This is a genomic window from Mesonia sp. K7 (assembly GCF_003233725.1).
GTDB lineage: Bacteria > Bacteroidota > Bacteroidia > Flavobacteriales > Flavobacteriaceae > Mesonia.
Map to the genome: position 1 here is coordinate 70,166 of NZ_QKQV01000005.1, position 19,572 is coordinate 89,737.

Annotated in this window: 13 protein-coding genes; 3 read left to right on the plus strand and 10 right to left on the minus strand. The window is 35.1% G+C overall.

The features are described from left to right. Positions 1-2: 2 nt before the first annotated feature. The 4 genes from DNG35_RS05215 to aspS are packed head-to-tail and all read right to left on the minus strand — an operon-like array spanning position 3 to position 6,128. Positions 3-2,279, minus strand: coding sequence for a M28 family peptidase (locus tag DNG35_RS05215; protein WP_111126706.1), 2,277 nt, complete (start codon positions 2,277-2,279; stop codon positions 3-5). A 10-nt stretch (positions 2,280-2,289) separates the two neighbouring features. Further along, a complete protein-coding gene (locus DNG35_RS05220) occupies positions 2,290-2,538 on the minus strand; it encodes a hypothetical protein (RefSeq protein WP_111126707.1) in 249 nt (82 codons plus the stop codon). A gap of 10 nt (positions 2,539-2,548) precedes the next feature. After that, positions 2,549-4,321, minus strand: a complete 1,773-nt coding sequence (locus DNG35_RS05225; RefSeq protein WP_233494459.1) for a chloride channel protein — start codon at positions 4,319-4,321, stop codon at positions 2,549-2,551. A gap of 58 nt (positions 4,322-4,379) precedes the next feature. Beyond that, positions 4,380-6,128, minus strand: a complete 1,749-nt coding sequence (aspS, locus tag DNG35_RS05230; protein ID WP_111126709.1) for an aspartate--tRNA ligase — start codon at positions 6,126-6,128, stop codon at positions 4,380-4,382. Between the two features lie 215 nt (positions 6,129-6,343). Between aspS and DNG35_RS05235 the strand changes: the two genes are divergently transcribed. Together DNG35_RS05235 and hflX are read left to right on the plus strand one after the other, a co-directional pair. Then, positions 6,344-6,697 (plus strand): toxin-antitoxin system YwqK family antitoxin, encoded by a 354-nt coding sequence (locus DNG35_RS05235; protein WP_233494460.1) that lies wholly within the window; start codon positions 6,344-6,346, stop codon positions 6,695-6,697. A gap of 119 nt (positions 6,698-6,816) precedes the next feature. Continuing rightward, positions 6,817-8,040, plus strand: a complete 1,224-nt coding sequence (gene hflX, locus DNG35_RS05240) for a GTPase HflX (protein WP_111126711.1) — start codon at positions 6,817-6,819, stop codon at positions 8,038-8,040. Positions 8,041-8,423: 383 nt separating this feature from the next. Here hflX and DNG35_RS05245 read toward each other — a convergent pair whose 3' ends face one another. The 3 genes from DNG35_RS05245 to DNG35_RS05255 all read right to left on the minus strand — a co-directional run bounded on the left by DNG35_RS05245 (position 8,424) and on the right by DNG35_RS05255 (position 13,714). Then, positions 8,424-8,891, minus strand: coding sequence for a hypothetical protein (locus DNG35_RS05245; protein ID WP_111126712.1), 468 nt, complete (start codon positions 8,889-8,891; stop codon positions 8,424-8,426). Positions 8,892-9,340: 449 nt separating this feature from the next. Beyond that, positions 9,341-10,729, minus strand: a complete 1,389-nt coding sequence (locus tag DNG35_RS05250) for a DUF5689 domain-containing protein (RefSeq protein ID WP_111126713.1) — start codon at positions 10,727-10,729, stop codon at positions 9,341-9,343. Between the two features lie 27 nt (positions 10,730-10,756). Continuing rightward, the gene (locus DNG35_RS05255; RefSeq protein ID WP_111126714.1) at positions 10,757-13,714 is read right to left on the minus strand and encodes a carboxypeptidase-like regulatory domain-containing protein; all 2,958 of its coding nucleotides are present in this window, start codon (positions 13,712-13,714) and stop codon (positions 10,757-10,759) included. 134 nt (positions 13,715-13,848) lie between these two features. Here DNG35_RS05255 and DNG35_RS05260 point away from each other — a divergent pair, with 134 nt between their 5' ends. Further along, complete coding sequence (locus tag DNG35_RS05260; protein ID WP_111126715.1) at positions 13,849-14,928, plus strand: endonuclease/exonuclease/phosphatase family protein; 1,080 nt, start codon at positions 13,849-13,851, stop codon at positions 14,926-14,928. Positions 14,929-14,997: 69 nt separating this feature from the next. Here DNG35_RS05260 and DNG35_RS05265 read toward each other — a convergent pair whose 3' ends face one another. The 3 genes from DNG35_RS05265 to DNG35_RS05275 form a co-directional block, all read right to left on the minus strand. After that, positions 14,998-15,441: a hypothetical protein gene (locus DNG35_RS05265; protein WP_111126716.1), complete on the minus strand. Its 444-nt coding sequence runs from the start codon at positions 15,439-15,441 to the stop codon at positions 14,998-15,000. Positions 15,442-15,561: 120 nt separating this feature from the next. Continuing rightward, positions 15,562-18,219: a carboxypeptidase-like regulatory domain-containing protein gene (locus tag DNG35_RS05270; protein ID WP_111126717.1), complete on the minus strand. Its 2,658-nt coding sequence runs from the start codon at positions 18,217-18,219 to the stop codon at positions 15,562-15,564. Positions 18,220-18,312: 93 nt separating this feature from the next. Continuing rightward, positions 18,313-19,548 carry a peptidoglycan DD-metalloendopeptidase family protein gene (locus tag DNG35_RS05275; protein WP_111126718.1) on the minus strand — a complete coding sequence of 412 codons (1,236 nt, stop codon included), beginning with the start codon at positions 19,546-19,548 and terminating at the stop codon, positions 18,313-18,315. Between the last annotated feature and the right edge of the window lie 24 nt (positions 19,549-19,572).

The following is a 19,572-nucleotide window of genomic DNA, read 5'->3' on the forward strand; positions in this document are numbered from 1 at the left end:
GGTTATTTAATTACTTGTTTTACCATAATTGCATCATTTAATACAAAAGGTCTCGGAATCATGGTTGAATCTCGTGGCAAAATTTTCACCCATTTATTATTCATCAAATTATGACTGGACTCGTACATCGTAAAGACAGGTTTTTTTTGAGCAGAAAATTCGATTCTTAACGTATCACGATCGATTGGGTAATAGGTCAACAATTTGTTATTTTTTCTGTTTTGGTAAAATGGCTCATAACCTTCGGGTTGTTCTTTTCCGTTGAGCGTAAAACTTTCGAAATTGATGTTTTTATCGACAAACAATTCGATACGGTTGAGTTCACGTTGGGGAGCAATTTTTAATTCGTAAGAACCATTTCCTTTATTTTTATAGTAAAATTCTGATAAAGGTATATCATACTTCTGTGCTTTTGCGGAGTAAGTAAACTCAGAATTGTACTTACTATCAAAGACATTTTTTGTTGAATCTACTTCTATTTCTTCTTTAAAATAAGCTTGGTTCCAGTGATCTAAATCATAATCATAGGAATTCCAACTGGCTTGATTAGTGTCAGCATCATAGAGGTAAACCAAACTATTTTGCTTAGGATTTTCGATAGATAAACCAGCTTTTGTATGCGCAATGATTAAAGCTACAAAAGCAATGATTGTACAAAGAATCGCAAGAATTTTGTTGAATTTTATTTCTACAAAAACATTCCACAACAACCCAAAAAGTAAAATGGTAAAGAGAGCACTAATGCTTAACATTTTTAACCCCAAACCTACTGGGAAAAACTGTATCAAAGGTGCAAAAATCAAAATAGCCGGAATCGCTAACAAGATTTGTATAAAATGACATTTGTAGGATTTGAGTACCACTAAAAATCCAACTAAAGCAAGATAAACCGGAATCACAAAGTAAAATGCTCCTGGCAATACAAAAGCAATAAGGGTTAAAATTAGCATCCAGAAAAACAAGATGGCCATAAAATAGGCGTCTTTTACCGATGATAATTGCGACTGAATTTTTGAAGTAAAAAACAACGACACCAAAAGTGTTATACAGACGCTCGCAAGAATATACCAATGCCCGTTAGGCGTAAACCCATTCTGATTTTCGAGAAAAACGGGATAAAAATTACTGATATAAAAAAACAGCAAATTAACAGAAGCAATACTTATAAAAAGGATTTTTACCAAAAACCATAATCCTTTAAGTACTTGTGATATGGTAAATTTTTGTTTTCGTAAAGCCACCATCAAAACACCTAGCCATAACAACCAACCAATAGTCAGTAACGGAAAAATCAAAAAGAAAGGAAAACTCAGCATCCCTAAAAAAGGAAAGTTGAAATACACCACATCATTTTCTGATTTGAGTTCACTTAAATCCTGATGTGCAAAATAAGGCAACAAAGCTTTGAGGTAAGTGGCTTGATGAATGAGCGATTGTTTGTCGAGGTTTTTGGCAGTATCATAAGCGGTATGATAATCAAAATGGTCATCAATAAAAGCAAAAAAGAAACTTGGTGTATCGTTAACCTCCCTAAAAATAGTCGCATCGGTATCGTTGGGTAAAACTTTATAGACGCTGTACATCAGCGAAGTTGCCAAGGGAAATTGCGGGTTTGCTTCCGCGAAAGCATGAATAAGTTTTTTATTCCCGGTATTGGTTTCTAGAATAGTATTCGACGGACCTCCGCTTCCGCGTGCTTCAAAGTTTAAAACCAAACCAATATTTTTTGACCATGGATGCTGCTTGACAAACAAACCTGCACCCAATAAACCTATTTCTTCGGCATCTGTAAAACAAATAATCACATCATTTTCGGGCTGAAAACCGTCTTCTAATAATAAGCGAAGATTTTCTAAAATAATCGCCACTCCCGAAGCGGCATCGCTTGCTCCAAAAGAAGAATGCACGGCACTATCGTAATGCGTCATCACCAACAAAGCCGGTTTTTTTGGGTTTTTGCCTGGAATTTTGGTAATGATATTTTCGGGTACTGTAGCGAGGCCTTCGTGACTTAGGTAATAATCTTTTTGGGTTTGTACTTCTAAATCGAGCTTTTGGAGTTCTTGTACGATATAATTACGTACTTTGCTGTGCGCTGCAGTACCAATAGAATGTGGTTTTTGTGAAATGGTTTCTACATGTCTGAAAGCATTTTCTACAGAAAATTTCCTTTCTTTTTTATCAAAATAATCTTTGGAAGGCAATAAGGTATAAAAAGAAAAACAGACCAATAACCCTATACTTACAACTGCAATAATGTCTTTAAGTATGCTTTTCATAACTAAAGAATTAAAATTTCTCTTGCCCCTTTTTTCTCATTTTATCGAGATTTTCTTTGGTAAGCAAGTAGTCTTTCATATTTCTTTTTTTAGAGCGATGGTATAAAAACAATGGCATCCAAACAAAAAAACCAATTACTAATGAGCCGCCAATAAGAAGATTGCCAGTTTTCTCGTCTGTTAAACTCATTTGCAGGTATAGACCAACAACGAGAGCTGTAAACAAAAGGATAAATAAAACAATTAAGAAAGTTCGCATCAGCAGATTTTTATTTAAAGGTAACTAATTTTCGGCGGTAAGCCGTGAGCATTTTAGATTTTGAAACAAACCCGAGATATTTTCCATCTTTGATGACGGGTAAATTCCACGCTCCGGTTGTGATAAATTTATTCATAACACTTTGCATACTGTCTTTTTCGTAATAAATGTAATCGGGCGCTTCGTGCATCAAGAGTTTTACCAGCATGGTTTGTTGCAACATATTGTCAAACATGATCTCACGAATATCATCTAACGTAATGAGGCCGACCAATTCTTCATCTTCATTTACTACCGGAAACAGGTTTCGGTTAGATTTTACAACTCCTTCGTATAGCATTTCTCTTAAAGTCATTTCGGGCGTAAGTTTGATAAAATTTTTTTCGATGATTTTATCGAGATTTAAAAGTGTAAGTACCGCTTGGTCTTTGTCGTGAGTAATCAAAGCGTTTTGCTCTTTGAGTTCTTTCGTATAAATATTACTGTCAATAATCGATTTGGAAATCAAGAACGAAATACCGACCGTAAGCATCAAAGGGATAAAAAGTTCGTAACCGCCAGTAATTTCAGCAATCAAAAACATCGCTGTAAGCGGAGCATGCAAAACTCCTGCCACCAAACCAGCCATACCCACCATCGTAAAATTACTCGACGGAAGGTTAAAACCCAATTGGTTCAAAAAGTTAACAAAAAAACTTCCCGAAATAGCACCGAGAAATAAAACTGGAGCGAAAACACCACCAACACCACCACTTCCAATAGTGATTGCCGTCGCGATGGGTTTAAAAATAATCAATCCTAAGATTAGAAAAATAATCACCCAAGAGGTAAAAATATCTTCTTTAAAAAGAAAAGCACTAAAAGCTTGCTCGTAATTTTGGGAAATCAAGTTGTTGATAAACGAAAAGCCTTCTCCGTAAAGTGGTGGGATAAAATAGATGAGAATACCAATCGAAAGTCCACCAAGTAAAACTTTTACAAACGGACTTTTTATTTTTTTAAACAGTCGCTCAACAGTAAAATACACTTTAGAAAAATAGACTGAAATGAGTGCAGTAAACAATCCTAAAACCACATAAAAGAGTATATTTTTTATCTGAAAATCTTGAATCTCTTTAAACTCTACGATATACTGTTCGCCAATCACCAGCATTCTCGCTAAAACTGCCGCTACCGAAGAAAACAAAAGTGGTAAAAGCGAAGCTAAAGTCAAATCTAAACTAAACACCTCTATGGCAAACAAAAGCGCTGCTATGGGGGCTTTAAAAATTGCCGAAAGTGAACCTGCAGCCGCACAAACCAGCAAGAGTTTTTTGGTTGGTCCTTTGAGGTGAAACAACTCTCCCATTTTTGAACCGATAGTCGAACTTGCAGCAACTGAAGGTCCTTCGAGACCAACAGAACCTCCAAAACCAACAGTAAGAGGAGCTGCCAAAAGCGAATTGAAAATATTAGCCCTATCGGTACTTCCTTCTTTTTTAGATATAGAAAACAACGCCATACTTATCCCGTTGGTGGTTTCTTTTCTAATCAGGTATTTTTTGACCAGTAATGTAAGTAGTAAACCTATAAATGGAAAAATAAAAAATAGATACAAATGATACGATTGTATCGCTCCTTCTTCAAAAATACTGGTGATAAAGTGTGTCAAGTTTTTAAGAACAACAGCAACCAAACCTGCTAAAAGTCCTATAACGATAGAAAGCATATACACAAAATTCTTTTCAGAAATGTGCTTATACCTCCACAGTAAAAACTTAATAAACGGATTTTTCCTTTTCAATTGATTGGTGTTACTTTTTATAAAAGTAAAAAATCCACACTAAAGTGATGTTATAAATCTACGACTTTAACGCCAATGATAATTCGTCTAATTGTGCCTGATCTATCGGTGCTGGAGCATCAATCATGACATCTCTTCCCGCGTTGTTTTTAGGAAATGCTATAAAATCACGAATGGTTTCTTTGCCGCCCAGAATAGCTACCAAACGGTCGAGGCCAAAAGCAATTCCACCGTGAGGTGGAGCTCCAAACTCAAAAGCGTTCATCAAAAACCCGAACTGATTTTGCGCTTCTTCTTCGGTAAAACCAAGGTAATCGAACATCATTTTTTGAGTTTCTTTATCGTGAATTCTTATCGAACCTCCGCCAATTTCGTTACCATTGAGGACTAAATCGTAAGCATTGGCTTTTACGGCTTTCGGATTACTTGCCAGAAGTGGAATATCACCTACTTTTGGCGAAGTAAACGGATGATGCATCGCGTGGTAAGTTTCGGTTTCTTGATCCCATTCTAATAACGGAAAATCTACCACCCAAAGCGGTGCAAATTCATCGGCTTTTCTCAAACCTAATTGCTCTGCCATTTCCATACGCAAAGCACTTAATTGTGCTCTTACTTTACTAGTTTCTCCCGAAAGTACACAAATTAAATCGCCTGGTTTTGCTTGTGTTTTTTCTGCCCATTGTTGAAAATCTTGCGCATCATAAAATTTATCTACTGAAGATTTAAAAGTGCCATCTTCATTATACTTCACATAAACCATTCCCATCGCACCAACTTGTGGACGTTTTACCCAATCGATGATTGCATCTATTTGCTTTCGCGAATAATCTGCTGCGTTCGGCACAGCTATTCCAACAATCAATTCGGCATCATTAAATATTTTGAAATCTTTGTGTTTTGCCACATCGTTTAGCTCGCCAAATTGCATCCCAAAACGGATATCTGGCTTATCGTTTCCGTACAAACGCATGGCATCATCATAAGTCATTCTCGGGAAGTTTTTTACCTCAACCCCACGAATTTCTTTCAGCAAATGCTTGGTTAATCCTTCAAAGACATTTAGTACATCTTCTTGATCTACGAATGCCATTTCGCAATCTATTTGCGTAAACTCTAGTTGTCTGTCGGCACGTAAATCTTCATCCCTAAAACATTTTACAATTTGAAAATATTTATCCATTCCGCCAACCATTAGCAATTGCTTAAAGGTTTGTGGCGATTGTGGCAAGGCATAAAATTCACCTTCGTTCATACGGCTTGGCACCACAAAATCCCGAGCTCCTTCTGGTGTAGATTTTATTAAATATGGGGTTTCCACTTCAATAAAACCTCTTTCCGAAAGGAAGTTACGCACTTGCATGGTTACTTGGTGACGAAAAATAAGGTTGTTTTTAATCGGGTTACGACGAATATCTAAATAGCGATATTTCATACGTAAATCTTCACCACCATCGGTTTGATCTTCTATGGTAAATGGCGGTAACTTTGCGCTGTTTAGTACTTCTAATTGCTGTACCAAAATTTCGATGTCTCCAGTAAGCATTTGTGGGTTTTTAGACTCACGTTCGATCACTTCTCCTTTTACTTGTATCACAAACTCACGACCCAAGTCTTTGGCTTTTTGCATCACTTCTTTAGGGGTACGCTGCTCATCAAAAATAAGCTGTGTTATCCCATAACGATCACGCACATCTACCCAAATCATAAAACCTTTGTCACGTACTTTTTGTACCCAACCGGCAAGGGTGACCGTTTCCTCAATATGTGTTGCTCTTAACTCAGCGTTTGTATGTGATCTATACATCGAATGTAAAATTAGAATGAAAGCGCAAAAATAATAAGTAAACAAGACTTTCACTACTTTATTTATTTGAAATCAGGTTTTTAGTTTTAAAACAGTATAAAACATTGATATACAGAAATTTAAAATATTAATGTTAATTTAATGTTATGTAAATGTTCATTTATTGTAAATTATTTCTTATCTTTGGGAAAGAACCCTAAATAAAAATGATGAAAATGAAGAATTTATTATGCATAGCGGCATTATTGATAGGATCAATAGCTATGGCACAAGAGGTAAAGCCAAAGTTTGAAAAATCTGATGATTTAATCAAAGGTACTTATTATTATGAAGACGGAACCGTGAAGCAAGAAGGCACATATAACCTTGAAGGAAAACTTCATGGTGATTGGGTAATGTATAATCAAAAAGGAGAGAAAACAGCAGTAGCCAAATACCAAAACGGTGAAAAAGCCGGTAAATGGTTATTTTGGGAGAACCAAGAACTTACTGAAGTCAATTATAATGACAGTAGAATTACTGAAGTTGTAAAATGGAAAAACAACGAAGTGATTGTGAGCAATCCATAAATTCGTTGACAAAGTTTAAAAGATAAAGCAGCATTTTTTGCTGCTTTTTTTATTTCATTATAGACGTAAATTGAGAAGGCGAAGCTTTTTTAGTATTTTTGTCTTAGAGAAAAAAATGTATGCTAGAGAAAAACGAAATTGAATACGAAAAGTCGGTTTTAATAGGAATTATCAACCAGTACCAAGACGAAGAAAAATCACAAGAATATCTCGATGAACTTGAATTTTTGACTTATACCGCTGGAGGTGAAGTCATGAAACGTTTTACCCAGAAGCTGGAGAAACCCAATCCCAAAACCTTTATAGGTTCGGGTAAATTGGAGAAGGTACGGCAATATGTAGAAGAAAATGATATTGGCTCTGCTATTTTTGATGATGAACTTTCACCCGCACAACAGAAAAATATCGAGAAGATTTTAAAATGTAAGGTCGTAGACAGAACTTATCTTATTTTGGATATTTTCGCCCAACGCGCCCAGACCAGTTATGCAAGAACGCAAGTAGAATTGGCGCAATACGAATATTTACTCCCAAGACTTACCGGACTTTGGACACACTTAGAAAGACAACGTGGTGGTATTGGAATGCGAGGTCCTGGAGAAACCGAAATCGAGACCGATAGACGTATTGTACGGGATAAAATTGCTCAGCTCAAAGAAAAGCTAAAGACCATTGACAAACAAATGGCAGTACAGCGAGGTAATCGCGGACAACTCGTAAGAGTGGCTTTGGTGGGTTATACCAATGTAGGTAAATCTACCCTGATGAATGTGATTAGTAAAAGTGAGGTGTTTGCCGAAAATAAACTTTTTGCAACACTCGATACGACGGTAAGAAAAGTGGTGATTAAAAACCTCCCTTTTTTATTGACCGATACAGTTGGTTTCATTAGAAAATTACCAACACAATTAGTAGAATCGTTTAAATCTACCTTAGACGAGGTACGCGAAGCAGATTTATTATTACACGTTGTCGATATTTCGCACCCGCAGTTTGAAGACCATATTGCTTCGGTTAATCAGATTTTAGATGAAATAGACAGTGCAGACAAACCCACATTGATGGTTTTTAATAAAATTGACGCATACAAACCTGAGCCTTATGATGAAGCCGATTTGATGGAAGAAAGGCAGCCCATTCATTATTCTTTAGAGGAATGGAAAAGAACTTGGATGAATAGAATGGGGAAAAATGTGATTTTTATCTCGGCAACCCAAAAAGAAAACTTTGAGGATTTTCGTTTGAAAGTTTATAATACCGTTAGAAAAATACACATTACCCGTTTTCCTTACAACAACTTCTTATATCCAGAGTATGATGAAGAAACAGGCAAATTGAAGTAAAAGACATGAAATTATACGGAAACTGTATTTCTTGTAAAAAAGAAATAATGATTAAATCTGCTGCAAAAAACAGAGGTGATTTACAAATGCAAAAAGGAGATGAACTTAAAATAAATTGTAATCACTGTGGCAAAATATTTAACATTCATGTGAATAAGGTTAGACTAAGATTGATAAAAGACTTATTTATTTAGGCTTGGCGCTAACTGTTCTGCTATTTATTATGATACTTTCTTTTAGTTATATAGCTGTAATTAGTACCGCTATACCTATTATTTTCTGGTATCAAGAAATGAGTGCCGTCAAATCATTCAATAATTATATGATAAGAAGAAAATAAAAAATCCGCTTAAAGCGGATTTTATTTTTATAATGAGTCAAGTTTAGTCATGTTGCGCAATATTTATATGGTTTTCAATATTATCAGCCCAAATTCCTCCACCTGTTTTCCAGTCACTTATTTCTGTAATATTACAATCATTTCCAGAACCGTGAGCTGTATATACTGTAACTTTTATGCTTTCAACAATACTTGCATTTGTACTCCCATCTAAATTTAAAGTAACCTCTGGCTCTCCTGTAAGTTCATCAAGTTTACCAAAATAATTTACTTTATAACCATTTTTATAAGTAACCTCAAACGTGCTACTTAAAATTTCTGTGTTAGAACTCAACTGTGTATCTGCATAAAAAGTTACTTTACTTGTATTATTATCTGCAACAGCATTTATATATATAGTAGAACAATTGTTAGGATCTTTAGTCTCTTTATTTTTTTCCTTTTCTATGTTATAGGCCTGTGCACCAAGAAAAGAAAAAACTAAAATTGATAATAAGGTAATCTTCTTCATAATCTGTGAATTTAATTTCAACTAAACCAAATCTACTTTATAAAGATTAAAATTGCAAGTAATCGGATAATTTTAACACTTTATCGATGTTTTATTAACACTTAATGAACATTTGGTTAATGTAAGGAATTCGTTTAATGCGGATTGTATAACAATAAATCACTCTTTAATATAGCTTTGCTTGAATACCTAATTAGTTTCTTTTTGAAATGGCACTATCAATTCTGTACCTAATACCTATATCTTCTCTTTTATTTTTTACAGAAGTGAGAGTTATTCTTGCAACATCTATTTTCTAAATTTGTGCGAAAGCTTTATTTAATAACAGCAAGACCACTGCAAATAAGTAGGTGAACTTATTTTAGGTATTAAAGAATTGTAATTTCACTTCAAGTTTAAGCATAAAAAAATCCGCTTAAAGCGGATTTTTATTGAAATATCATCTTTTTTTATTGCACTCCGTTTACTTCAAAGTTATCTATATGATATCTTGTCGTTGCACTTGGATCAGAACCTTCATACAAGAAAGCTACTCTTAAGTTTCCATCTATACACTCAATGTTTGCCGTATAATTATCAAAACCTCCAAATCCATTCGATGGCTCATTAGGAATAGCGAAATCTAATTCATTCCAAGTCGTAGTTGTTGGGTCACCTGTATAATCATTAGTCACTAAAACTTTTAAAATTACACCTGTAGAATAAGCTACTTCCAGATCAAAGCTTAATTCTTCTTCTGTCGTAGCGTCCATAGCTATTTCAGGAGAAATTAAATAAGTAGTAATTACACTTTCCCCTGAATTAAAACCAGAGATTTGCGCATAATTGTTGTTGTTAAAGTTTCCTAAGACCCATTTTTCACCACTTGTATTAGCAACATTTACGTTTATCCAACCTGCCGCTTCTGCTCCAGCAAAATTAGCATAAGATTCAAAATCGTCTGAAAATAAAATATGTGCTCCTCCTGAAGTCCCTTCACAAGCAAATACTTCTGGGTCACATCTTTCATCTTCCATCTCTATATAGCTTAAATCGTTTACAGAAACTACATATTTACTGTCTTCAAAATTTCTACTCAAAATGCCTGTGATAGAACCACTACCAGCTGCAACAGGTAAACTTGCAAAATCTGCAAAAGTAGAAGTACTAAAGGTAGTTGTTGCACCAGTCGCACAGCTTTCTATTGTTCTTTCACCATCAAACTCATCTGAGCTTTCACCAGCATAAGTAACATTGTTGTTAAAATCTGCTTTCGTAAACTGCATATTTTCTAACTGTATCATTATATTCTCATAGTCATCAGAAAAATCTGCAATGGTTAACGAGAGCGGAACTATTGTTGCCACCTCTGCGCTTCTATAAATTTTGTTTTGAAATTGTGCAGGAGCTTCATCGATAAAATTACCATCAGGGATACCTAAGCTATAAACTCCGTTAGAAGTTCCTACGGTAAATCCGTTAAGGTTTATACGAATTTTTCTACCTACTTCGTAGCTTGTATAAAGTGGGTTGACAAACAACATCACTTTAATACCAGCAGTCGGATTTTCTGGTTTGTCTTGTAAAATAAGCTCCCTAAAGAAGTTACCCGCTTCATCACTAGAAATCACATAACCTTCCATAAAATCATTGGTCTCTTCAAAAGTAAATTGGCCATCGTCTGACTGATCTGCCTGAGCGGTCACTGCACTAATAGAAATTACTTGAGCTCCTTCTGGAAGCGGTTGTTCTTCACCTAATCCGTTTGGAACGTCATAATCGTCGTCTTGCACACAAGCTGAAAAAACAAGTGTGAATGTTACCAAGAATAAAATTTTTGTGATATTTATTGCTTTCATTTTATATGAATTTATTTTTTTATTGTATTAAAATCTAACGTAAAGGTTTAAGTAATAAGTCGTACCATACCCAAAGAAATAACGGTTACCAAAAATTTCTCCGTTTTGCCTTGACATATCTTCGTTGGTATCTCTATAATTGGTATTTCTTGATTGCTCAAAGCCTCCTGTCTTATATTCGGTATCAAAGACATTATTGATAGTAGCAAAGAAGCCAACAAAATAATCATCAATTTTCCATGATTTCCCACCAACGAGGTTAAACAAGGTGTAATCACCAAAGTTTTCTTGCGCTAATAATTCTCTAGCTCTTGCGGGATCATAATCGTTAAACGGTAACCCATCTGAATCTAAATTAAAATTATCACTTCGTCTAATTTTTGAAACATCAATATAAGCATCGTCAAAATAATTGGCAGTTACACCAACCCACCAATAATCTGGGTCGCGGTATTCAAAACCTATTTGAAAGGCTTTTTCTGGTCCGCCTGCAACGTGATAATCTTCTAGGTAAACTTTTCCTGTTTTTCCTAATTCACCACTTGGTGATGAAATTCTATCAATAGCTGTATATTTTCCGTCACCTGTTACATCGTTTGCTACACTTCCTGTGTTTACATCGTCACTAGTATAATACATATTAGGATTGTTGGTATAAACGTATTGAGCGTAAGAACCTGCCGCTTTTAACTTGACGGTTGGTGTAACTTGATATTCTACACCAAACTCTCCTCCTGCATTTCTTCGTTCTATACCTGTAAGCACTTCTTGAATAAATGAGTTTGTATCTTCTGTTCTCGAATTTAAGTTACTAAAGCCTTGACCAAAATAGAAACCGATATCTGTTCCATCTTCAAAACCTGTATAAAAACCAGTAATCCGAGCTTTTACTAATGGCGATCTAAAAATATAACTCACATCTGCCGAAGTAATTTTTTCTGATTCTAACCCAACCACAAAGTCATTGTTTTGTCTAGCGTTACTAAAGCTATTTCTTATGCTTGGGGCTTTGGTCATATAACCTAAATTGGCATCTATCAAATGACGACCCGTAACTTTGTAGGTTCCACCGATTTTTGCTCCATAATTGGTAAAATCTTTTTGCTCACTTTCGCCAAAGCTTAAATTTCCATCACTAAAATAACCATTTCTGTAAAGCCCATTTCTTTGATAGCTTGTTTGAGAAAAATTTGCTCCTAAATAAAAGTCTATTTTGTTGTATTTAAACTGTGCTTGAGCGAATGCAGTGGCGACATCGGTATTAATTTCATAATTATATTTATAGCGATCGCCTTCTTGTGCTATCCTATTTGGATTGTTAACATCGCTTTGAGCTTCTAGATATTCATATTCTCTTGAAGTAATATTTCCGTTTTCATCTAAAATATAAAATCCTTGGTAAAAACTATCTACATCTACATACCCTGAACCTCCTAATAAATCTTCTAATTCAGCAAAAAATTCACTTTTAAGTTTTCTGTAGTTTAAAGATCCGTTAAGTGTAATGTTATTACTTATTTGTGAACGAACTATAGAATTGAACGTTAGCTGTGTATCGTCTTGTCTATCTTGCTGAATAACGTATGTAGATAAAAGCGGATTACCATTGGCATCGATATTAGCACTATATAAACTACGCCAATCTAATTGACCATCATTTTGAAAAGCTTGACGAGCTAAATAGGCAGCTTGGTAATTATTGGCGTTCAAATCTGGAAAACGTAAATGATAGCTCGGTAAGTTTTGGTAATATTCTGGGGTAGGATTTCTCGCTCCGCCAGGATAATAATATTCTCCACTACTACTATCATATTCTATTTTGGTACCATTATTATCTATTCTTGAGTTACCAATCATCCCTGTTTGGTATGCAATATTGGTATTCAATGAAGTTTTATCTGAAATATCCCAATAGTGGTTTAACATTAAAATTGGCTCAGCAATTTCTTTTTCTCTCGAATTTCTAATCTCTCCATCTTGATAACCCCAAAGTGGGTTGTATTGTCTTCCTTTAAGGTCTCTTACTTCTTGTGTAATCGCAGTAGATTTACCTCTACGGTTTGGGGTAAAAAATCCGGTAAAGTTTAAACTGTGGTTTTCGTTTATTTTCTTTTCTATCGAAGCAAAGAAAGAATTGGCATCGTATAAAGTTCCGTCAAGGTAGCCCTCTTCACCATATCTTCTAGAAGCTAAAAAACTATAAGCCCAACCACCAGCCGAGAGACCTGAATTATAACTTGCCATTACGCGGCCTCTATAACTTCTATTGGAAGAAGCATAAGATACACGACCTCCTTCTCTATATTGAGAAGCTCGCATAATGATATTATTGGTTCCCGAAACGCCACCAAAGGTATAGTCGTTAGCCGAAAGTCCCATCGAAAAAACCTGGTTACGTTGCGCATCATTTAAGCCGCCCCAACTACTCCATTGTGGTCTTCCGTCAAACTGTTTATTCATTTCAACACCATTGATCAAAACCGTTCCGTACTCATTATCTAAACCTCTTGGTCTAAAAAAAGTAGAACTAAAATCAAAAGCTGCTGCATTTAGATAGGTGTCTCTTGAGGCTTGTAATAAACCTGACAAATTCGCCGCAGAACTTTCTTCGTTATCAAGTTCATTTGCTGATAAGCTAATGGTTCCTATCTGAAGGTTTTCTTCATTAATGTCTACTTGTAATGTAATCGTTCCTAAATCTAAGGTCTGATTTTCGTTGATTGTGATCGGATAACGCTTAGACGTGTAGCCTTCTTTACGAATTGCTAAAATCACTTCCCCCAAAGGCAGGTTATTGTACTGCGAAAAGTCGAAAGCTCCTTCTGCATTGGTAGTTGTGGTAAAGTTAGTTTCTTCAATTTGCAAAGTAACATCTGGAATTGCAGTAGATGTTGTTTCGTCAATGATGGTTCCTTTAACTGCGGTTTGCGAAAAACCCAAGATGCTTGTTAAAAGGAAAGTAAAAACAAGAAATATGCTTTTCATTAGAATTAAAATATTTAATTTACTGAAAGTTAAGAAATTATTATTTTCCGGCTGCAAATGTACGCAAGAAAAAGACAATACTTACCTTTGTATTCCGAAATACTTTAAAATTTACATAATCATAATATTAGCTCATGAAAAAACTTTTAGGTTTATTTATTGTAAGTGTACTTATTTCCTGCGGAAGCATTGAAACTACCACCCAAAAAAATGCTTCTAACGCACAAACTTCTTACAAGATAAATACCGTTGCGTTTTACAATCTAGAAAATTTGTTTGATCCTGAAAATGATGAAAGCGTTCTCGATGAGTATTCTCCGATTATGGAAATGAGTGAGGGGTTGCGTGAGGATGTTTACCAAAAGAAACTTAAAAATATGGCAGCTGTCATTGCTCAAATAGGAACTTCAGATGCCAAAAATGCTCCTGCTATTATAGGCGTATGCGAAGTAGAAAATAGAAGAGTACTTGAAGACTTAACCCGTGAGCCTGCTATTTTAGAATACGATTATGGTATTGTGCACTATAACTCGCCAGATGCAAGAGGCATCGATGTGGCTTTGTTATATCAAAAACGATTGTTTCAGCCTATCAACTCTAATTCCCATCGTTTGATGATTTATGAAACAGACGATCCTTCGAAACGTATTTTTACACGCGACCAATTGGTCGTTTCTGGAAAACTCGATGGAGAGTTGATTCATCTCATCGTTAATCACTGGCCTTCTCGTAGTGGTGGTGAGGCCAAAAGTAGGTTTAAGAGAGAAAAAGCTGCTGCGCTTAACAAACATATTATCGATTCGCTACAAGCCATCGATCCTTATGCAAAAGTTATTACGATGGGTGATTTGAATGATGGCCCGTATAACAGCAGCTTAAAAGAAGTTTTAAACACCAAATCAGAAATTGAAGAGGTAGAGTTAAAAGGACTTTACAACCCGATGGAAAATATGCAGAAAAAAGGTATCGGGACGATTGCTTATCGTGACAGTTGGGATTTGTTTGACCAAATTATTATGAGTAAACCCTTGACGGAAAAAGATTATTCTTCTTATCGTTATTACAAAGCTGGTGTTTATAACCCCACTTTTTTAAGCAATCCTGCTGGAAGATACAAAGGTTATCCGTTTAGAAGTTTTGCTGATGGCGGATTTTCGGGTGGTTATAGCGATCACTTTCCGGTGTATATTTACCTTATTAAAGAGCAACAATAAGTTGATTACCGCACTTTTATAAAATAAAAATCCTGCTCAACTAAGCAGGATTTTTTATTTTATTTCGCTTTAAGCTAACCAAACCGACCACGGAATCATCAAGAGCATTGCGATAAATGCAAGCGTATAAAAAATAGCCAAGGTCTTATATTTTGGAGCCGAAGAAAGCTTCTTCTTGTGTTTAGAATAACCTATGGTTATTAGTATCACAGCAATAATCATCAATAACGGATGCTCTACATTATACAGGCGCATCATTTCGTTTTTCATGACTTCTCCCATAGCTACATCACCAGAAAACAAGACTACCTTTGGGGAAATAAAATACATAATGATACCGATGAGTAATTGTATATGGGTAACGATGAGTGCAAAAAGTGAAATTCTAAAATCTCTTGGCGCAAACGATCTTTTCATCAAAACACCACTAAGTGCGTTTGCGGTTGCTAAAAAAACAACCAAAATTACCAAATAAGCCCACATCGAATGTAAGTGATAAACTACTGTATACATAACTTTTTAAATTTTGATGTGTAAAGATAATTTTTATTTGCCGAATAGCCTCATAAAAAAACCTCACAAAGTTTTGTGAGGTTTTTAGAAACTAACTAGTAAGGTTAAATTATAATGCGATTAAAATTGATATGTTAAACTTGCTCTCCAAGTTAAGCCTGTACCATAAAAGTAACCAAATGCATCAGATTGATTAACATATTGATTATCAAATAAATTGTATATGTTGCCCCTGAAAATTAAGTTTTGCTCACCAATCTTAAAATTATAACTAGTTGTAAAGTCAAATACAGAATAAGGGTCTAATTCTACATTTTCGTAATCTTGTCCTTGCTGAACGACATCCACTACATCAACAAATTCATAAAGATTTGAGTAATAATTCCAATATAAACCTAATTTGAATTTATTTGTAATTTTAGCCATTGCGTTTAGGCCGAATGAAGTTTGTGGTGCATTACCAATTTTTACACCATCTAAATCTACTTCACCTGTAAAAGAATTAGGCTCTAAATCATTTCCGTCCCTGTCTGTATAAAGGCTTGTTTCATCATTTGTAAATGTAGTATTACTTCTATAATCTCTAGTTCTAAATGGTGTTGAACCAGAGAATTTCCAATTCCCAAAAGAAGCAAAGGCTCCTAATTCTAATTTTTCTATAGGCCTATAGGCAGCATTAATTTCTATACCAGAGTGTAATTGTGTCACATCTGTTTGCTCTCTAGCTCCATCTATTTCTTCACCAGTAGATTTTTCTATAAGGGTTATACCATTAGACACAAATCTATTTGCCCATTGTGTTCTGTATAGATCTATACCTAAACTAATATTTTCTCTAGAGAACTTATAACCCAACTCTAAACCTGTAATTTCTTCATTGTCAACTTCGGGGTCAGATAATTCTGCTGTTCCTGAAAAAATGTTATCTAAATATGGTTGGCGCGAATAAAAGCCTGCGTTTGCATATACTTTATGTCCTGATTCAACAAAATATGCTGCTCCTCCTTTTAAATTATAACCAATTCTGTCTTCTTTATCGGATTCTTTTGTAAACTGATTGCCAGCTTCGTCTGTAGCAAATCTATCTTGTCTTTGGTAAGATTGATTTGATAATGCCCCTTGAAAGAAAGCAGAAAAACTATCTGTGGCATATTCTAATTGCGTAAATATGCCTTGATAGTTAATATCTTCTGAATAATCATAGTTTATGCGTTCGCTTTCATCTGCTGAATTAAACAATGTCGACCAAGGATTTATATCAAAAGATTCTGTGACAACTCTTCCATCTGGTCGATCGTTAGACCAACCTTCTAAATCATAGAAATCTGCTACTTGTCTAAAGTGATCTCCTGTGTAAAATCTAATATCTGTTCCAACATTAAAGTTTAGTTCTTCAGTAAAATTCGTTTCAAAGTTAGAAATCAATCCATACCATTGATGGTTATTCATAGATGATCTTCTGATATAACCAGCTCCAAGTGGATTGTCATAATCTCCACCAATACCAATTTGCTGGTTTTGCTCTCTTATTGCAGCATAATCTATTTGACCGTTTATCGTGTCATTACCTACAATATAAGACTCACCCCTTATTCTTCCATTTCCTCTATCTCCAGTTCCTCCTCCTCTACCAAAAGAAGCATATGCTACAGTTGACAGATTAGACCGCTCTGAAATATTCCAGTCCCAGTTCAAATTCATTACAGGTTTATGATAAAAATTGGTTCTTTCTGATTCTATTTCGCCTTCATCTCTACCCCAATGTTGATTATATTTTCTATAATTTTCTAATACATTTATTGGTTGAGACCACTTTTGACCATGTAGTTGAGGCGCTCCAAATACTAAAAAGTTAAAATTGTGATCTCCCATTAGTTTTCCTACAGAGAAAAAATAATTCTGTCCTGCACCAAATGTGCCTTCAGAAAAATATCTATGAGATTGCCAATGGTCTAACATAACTGAAAAACCCCATCCATTTTCATTTAAACCTGTATTGTATGCTGCGGTGAATTTTAAGAAACTATCATTACCCGTCATAAAACGACCAAAACCTCCCTCTTTTTTATCTGTTGTTTTTGAGACTATGTTAACTGTACCTCCAACAGATGAAATGGCTAGCTTTGAAGAGCCTAAACCTCTTTGCACCTGAACTGCATTAGCAATATCTGTCATTCCAGACCAATTCGACCAATACATATTACCATCTTCCATACCATTAATTGGTTGGCCATTTAGCAAGAAAGCAGTATTAGATTGTCCAAAACCCCTAACATACATTTGAGAGTCTCCAAAACCTGTTTGATTAGAAACATAAACAGAAGGAACGTTTTCCATTACCTCAGGAAACTCGATTCCAACCGATCTCTGTTGTATTTCCTGAGACTTAATCGTTGATACTGCTATGGGTGTTTTTCTATCTTCTTCTAAATCGATAACACCTTTACCTACAATTACAATTTCTTCTAAAGCATTGTCATCGGAAACCAAAACAATAGTTCCCAAGTCTAAAGTCTCTCCATTAGCGATTGTAAAATTCATTTCTTTCTTTAGAAAACCCACATAAGAAATAATGATTTTACCAGTGTTTTCTGTGATTTCTAAGGTAAATTTCCCATCAAAATCTGTAGTTGTACCGTTAGCTGTCCCTGCGACCATAACATTTGCTCCAGGAAGTGGAGTCCCCGCGTCAGCATCTGTTATCGTCCCTGTGATTTTTCCTTGTGAGAAGGCAAATGATGTTATAAGTAACATCAAAACAAGTAGTTTGTTTTTCATTTGATTTATGTCTTTAAAATTTCGGTTCAAAATTAGACATAAACAAAAACCGTACGTATAAGATAAAGTTAGTTCTTTGTTACATTTCTGTTACTAGATTTCTTTATACTTGATCTCTTGTAACATTTTTTTTGCGGGCTCTACATGAAAGAAAAAATCTGATTTGAGCCTATCTTCTAAAGGCTCTGCGCTAGGTAGGTTTTGCTTGTAAGGATCGACTTGTTTACCATAAACCCAAAAGCGATAACAAACATGAGGGCCAGTTGCCAAGCCTGTACTGCCTACATAACCAATAATATCACCTTGGTTTACACGCTGCCCCACTTTTACCGCTCGCTTAGACATGTGTAAGTATTGGGTAGTGTACTTGTCATTGTGTTTCACTTTTACATAATTACCATTACCTCGTGTGTAACTCGATTTAATGACAACACCGTTTGCAGTAGACCAAATTGGTGTTCCGTGAGGTGCCGCATAATCTGTACCTTTATGAGCTTTCCAGCGTTTTTGTACTGGGTGAAACCTTCTTTTTGTGTAGCGTGAAGAAATTCGTGAAAACTTTAGTGGAGCTTTTAAAAAGAAATTTTGTAATGATTTGCCTTCTTCATCGTAATAGCCTACTTCTTTTTTAAGGCTATCTTTTACAAACCTATAAGCATAATATTCTTTACCTGAATGCTTTAACACCGCTGCTTCTACACTTTCTATACCCGCATAAATGGTATCGTTGATATATTTTTCTTTGTAAACCAGTTTAAACTGATCTCCTTTTTGGATTCTAAAAAAATCTATTTTCCATTGGTAAATATCAGCCATTTTATCTGCCAAAATCACACTCATTCCTGCGTTGGTCATCGCTTGAGAAAGCGACGAAGTAATGACTCCTGTTGCTACTTTTTGTTTGATGGCAACAGGCCTTTTCTTACTTTCTGCATACAGGCTGTCTCCTAAATGAACCACCGCATAATTCACACGGTCGTATTCATAAATAAAAACTTTAGCAGAATTTACAGAATCTTTGGCTTTTAAAATAGTATAGGGCTTACCTGCAATTATCTTTCTTGGGCTAAAATTATCCTTTACAGAATTAATTATATTATAAACTTTCGAAGCTGGAACTCCGTGTGTGTCCATAATGGCACCAAAACTATCTCCTGATCTTACGGTATCACGATAAACCTCATAATTATTGAGAATAAACCCATACTCTTTGATAAGAGGTGCTTGTTTTACTTCTACAACTTTTGTTATTTTTGGAGACTTGTCTTCTTCACAAGATACTGATATCAAGCAAAATAAAATCGAAAGGAAGAAAAATATGCTTTTCAAAAAAATATAAATTGTCGTTGGTAA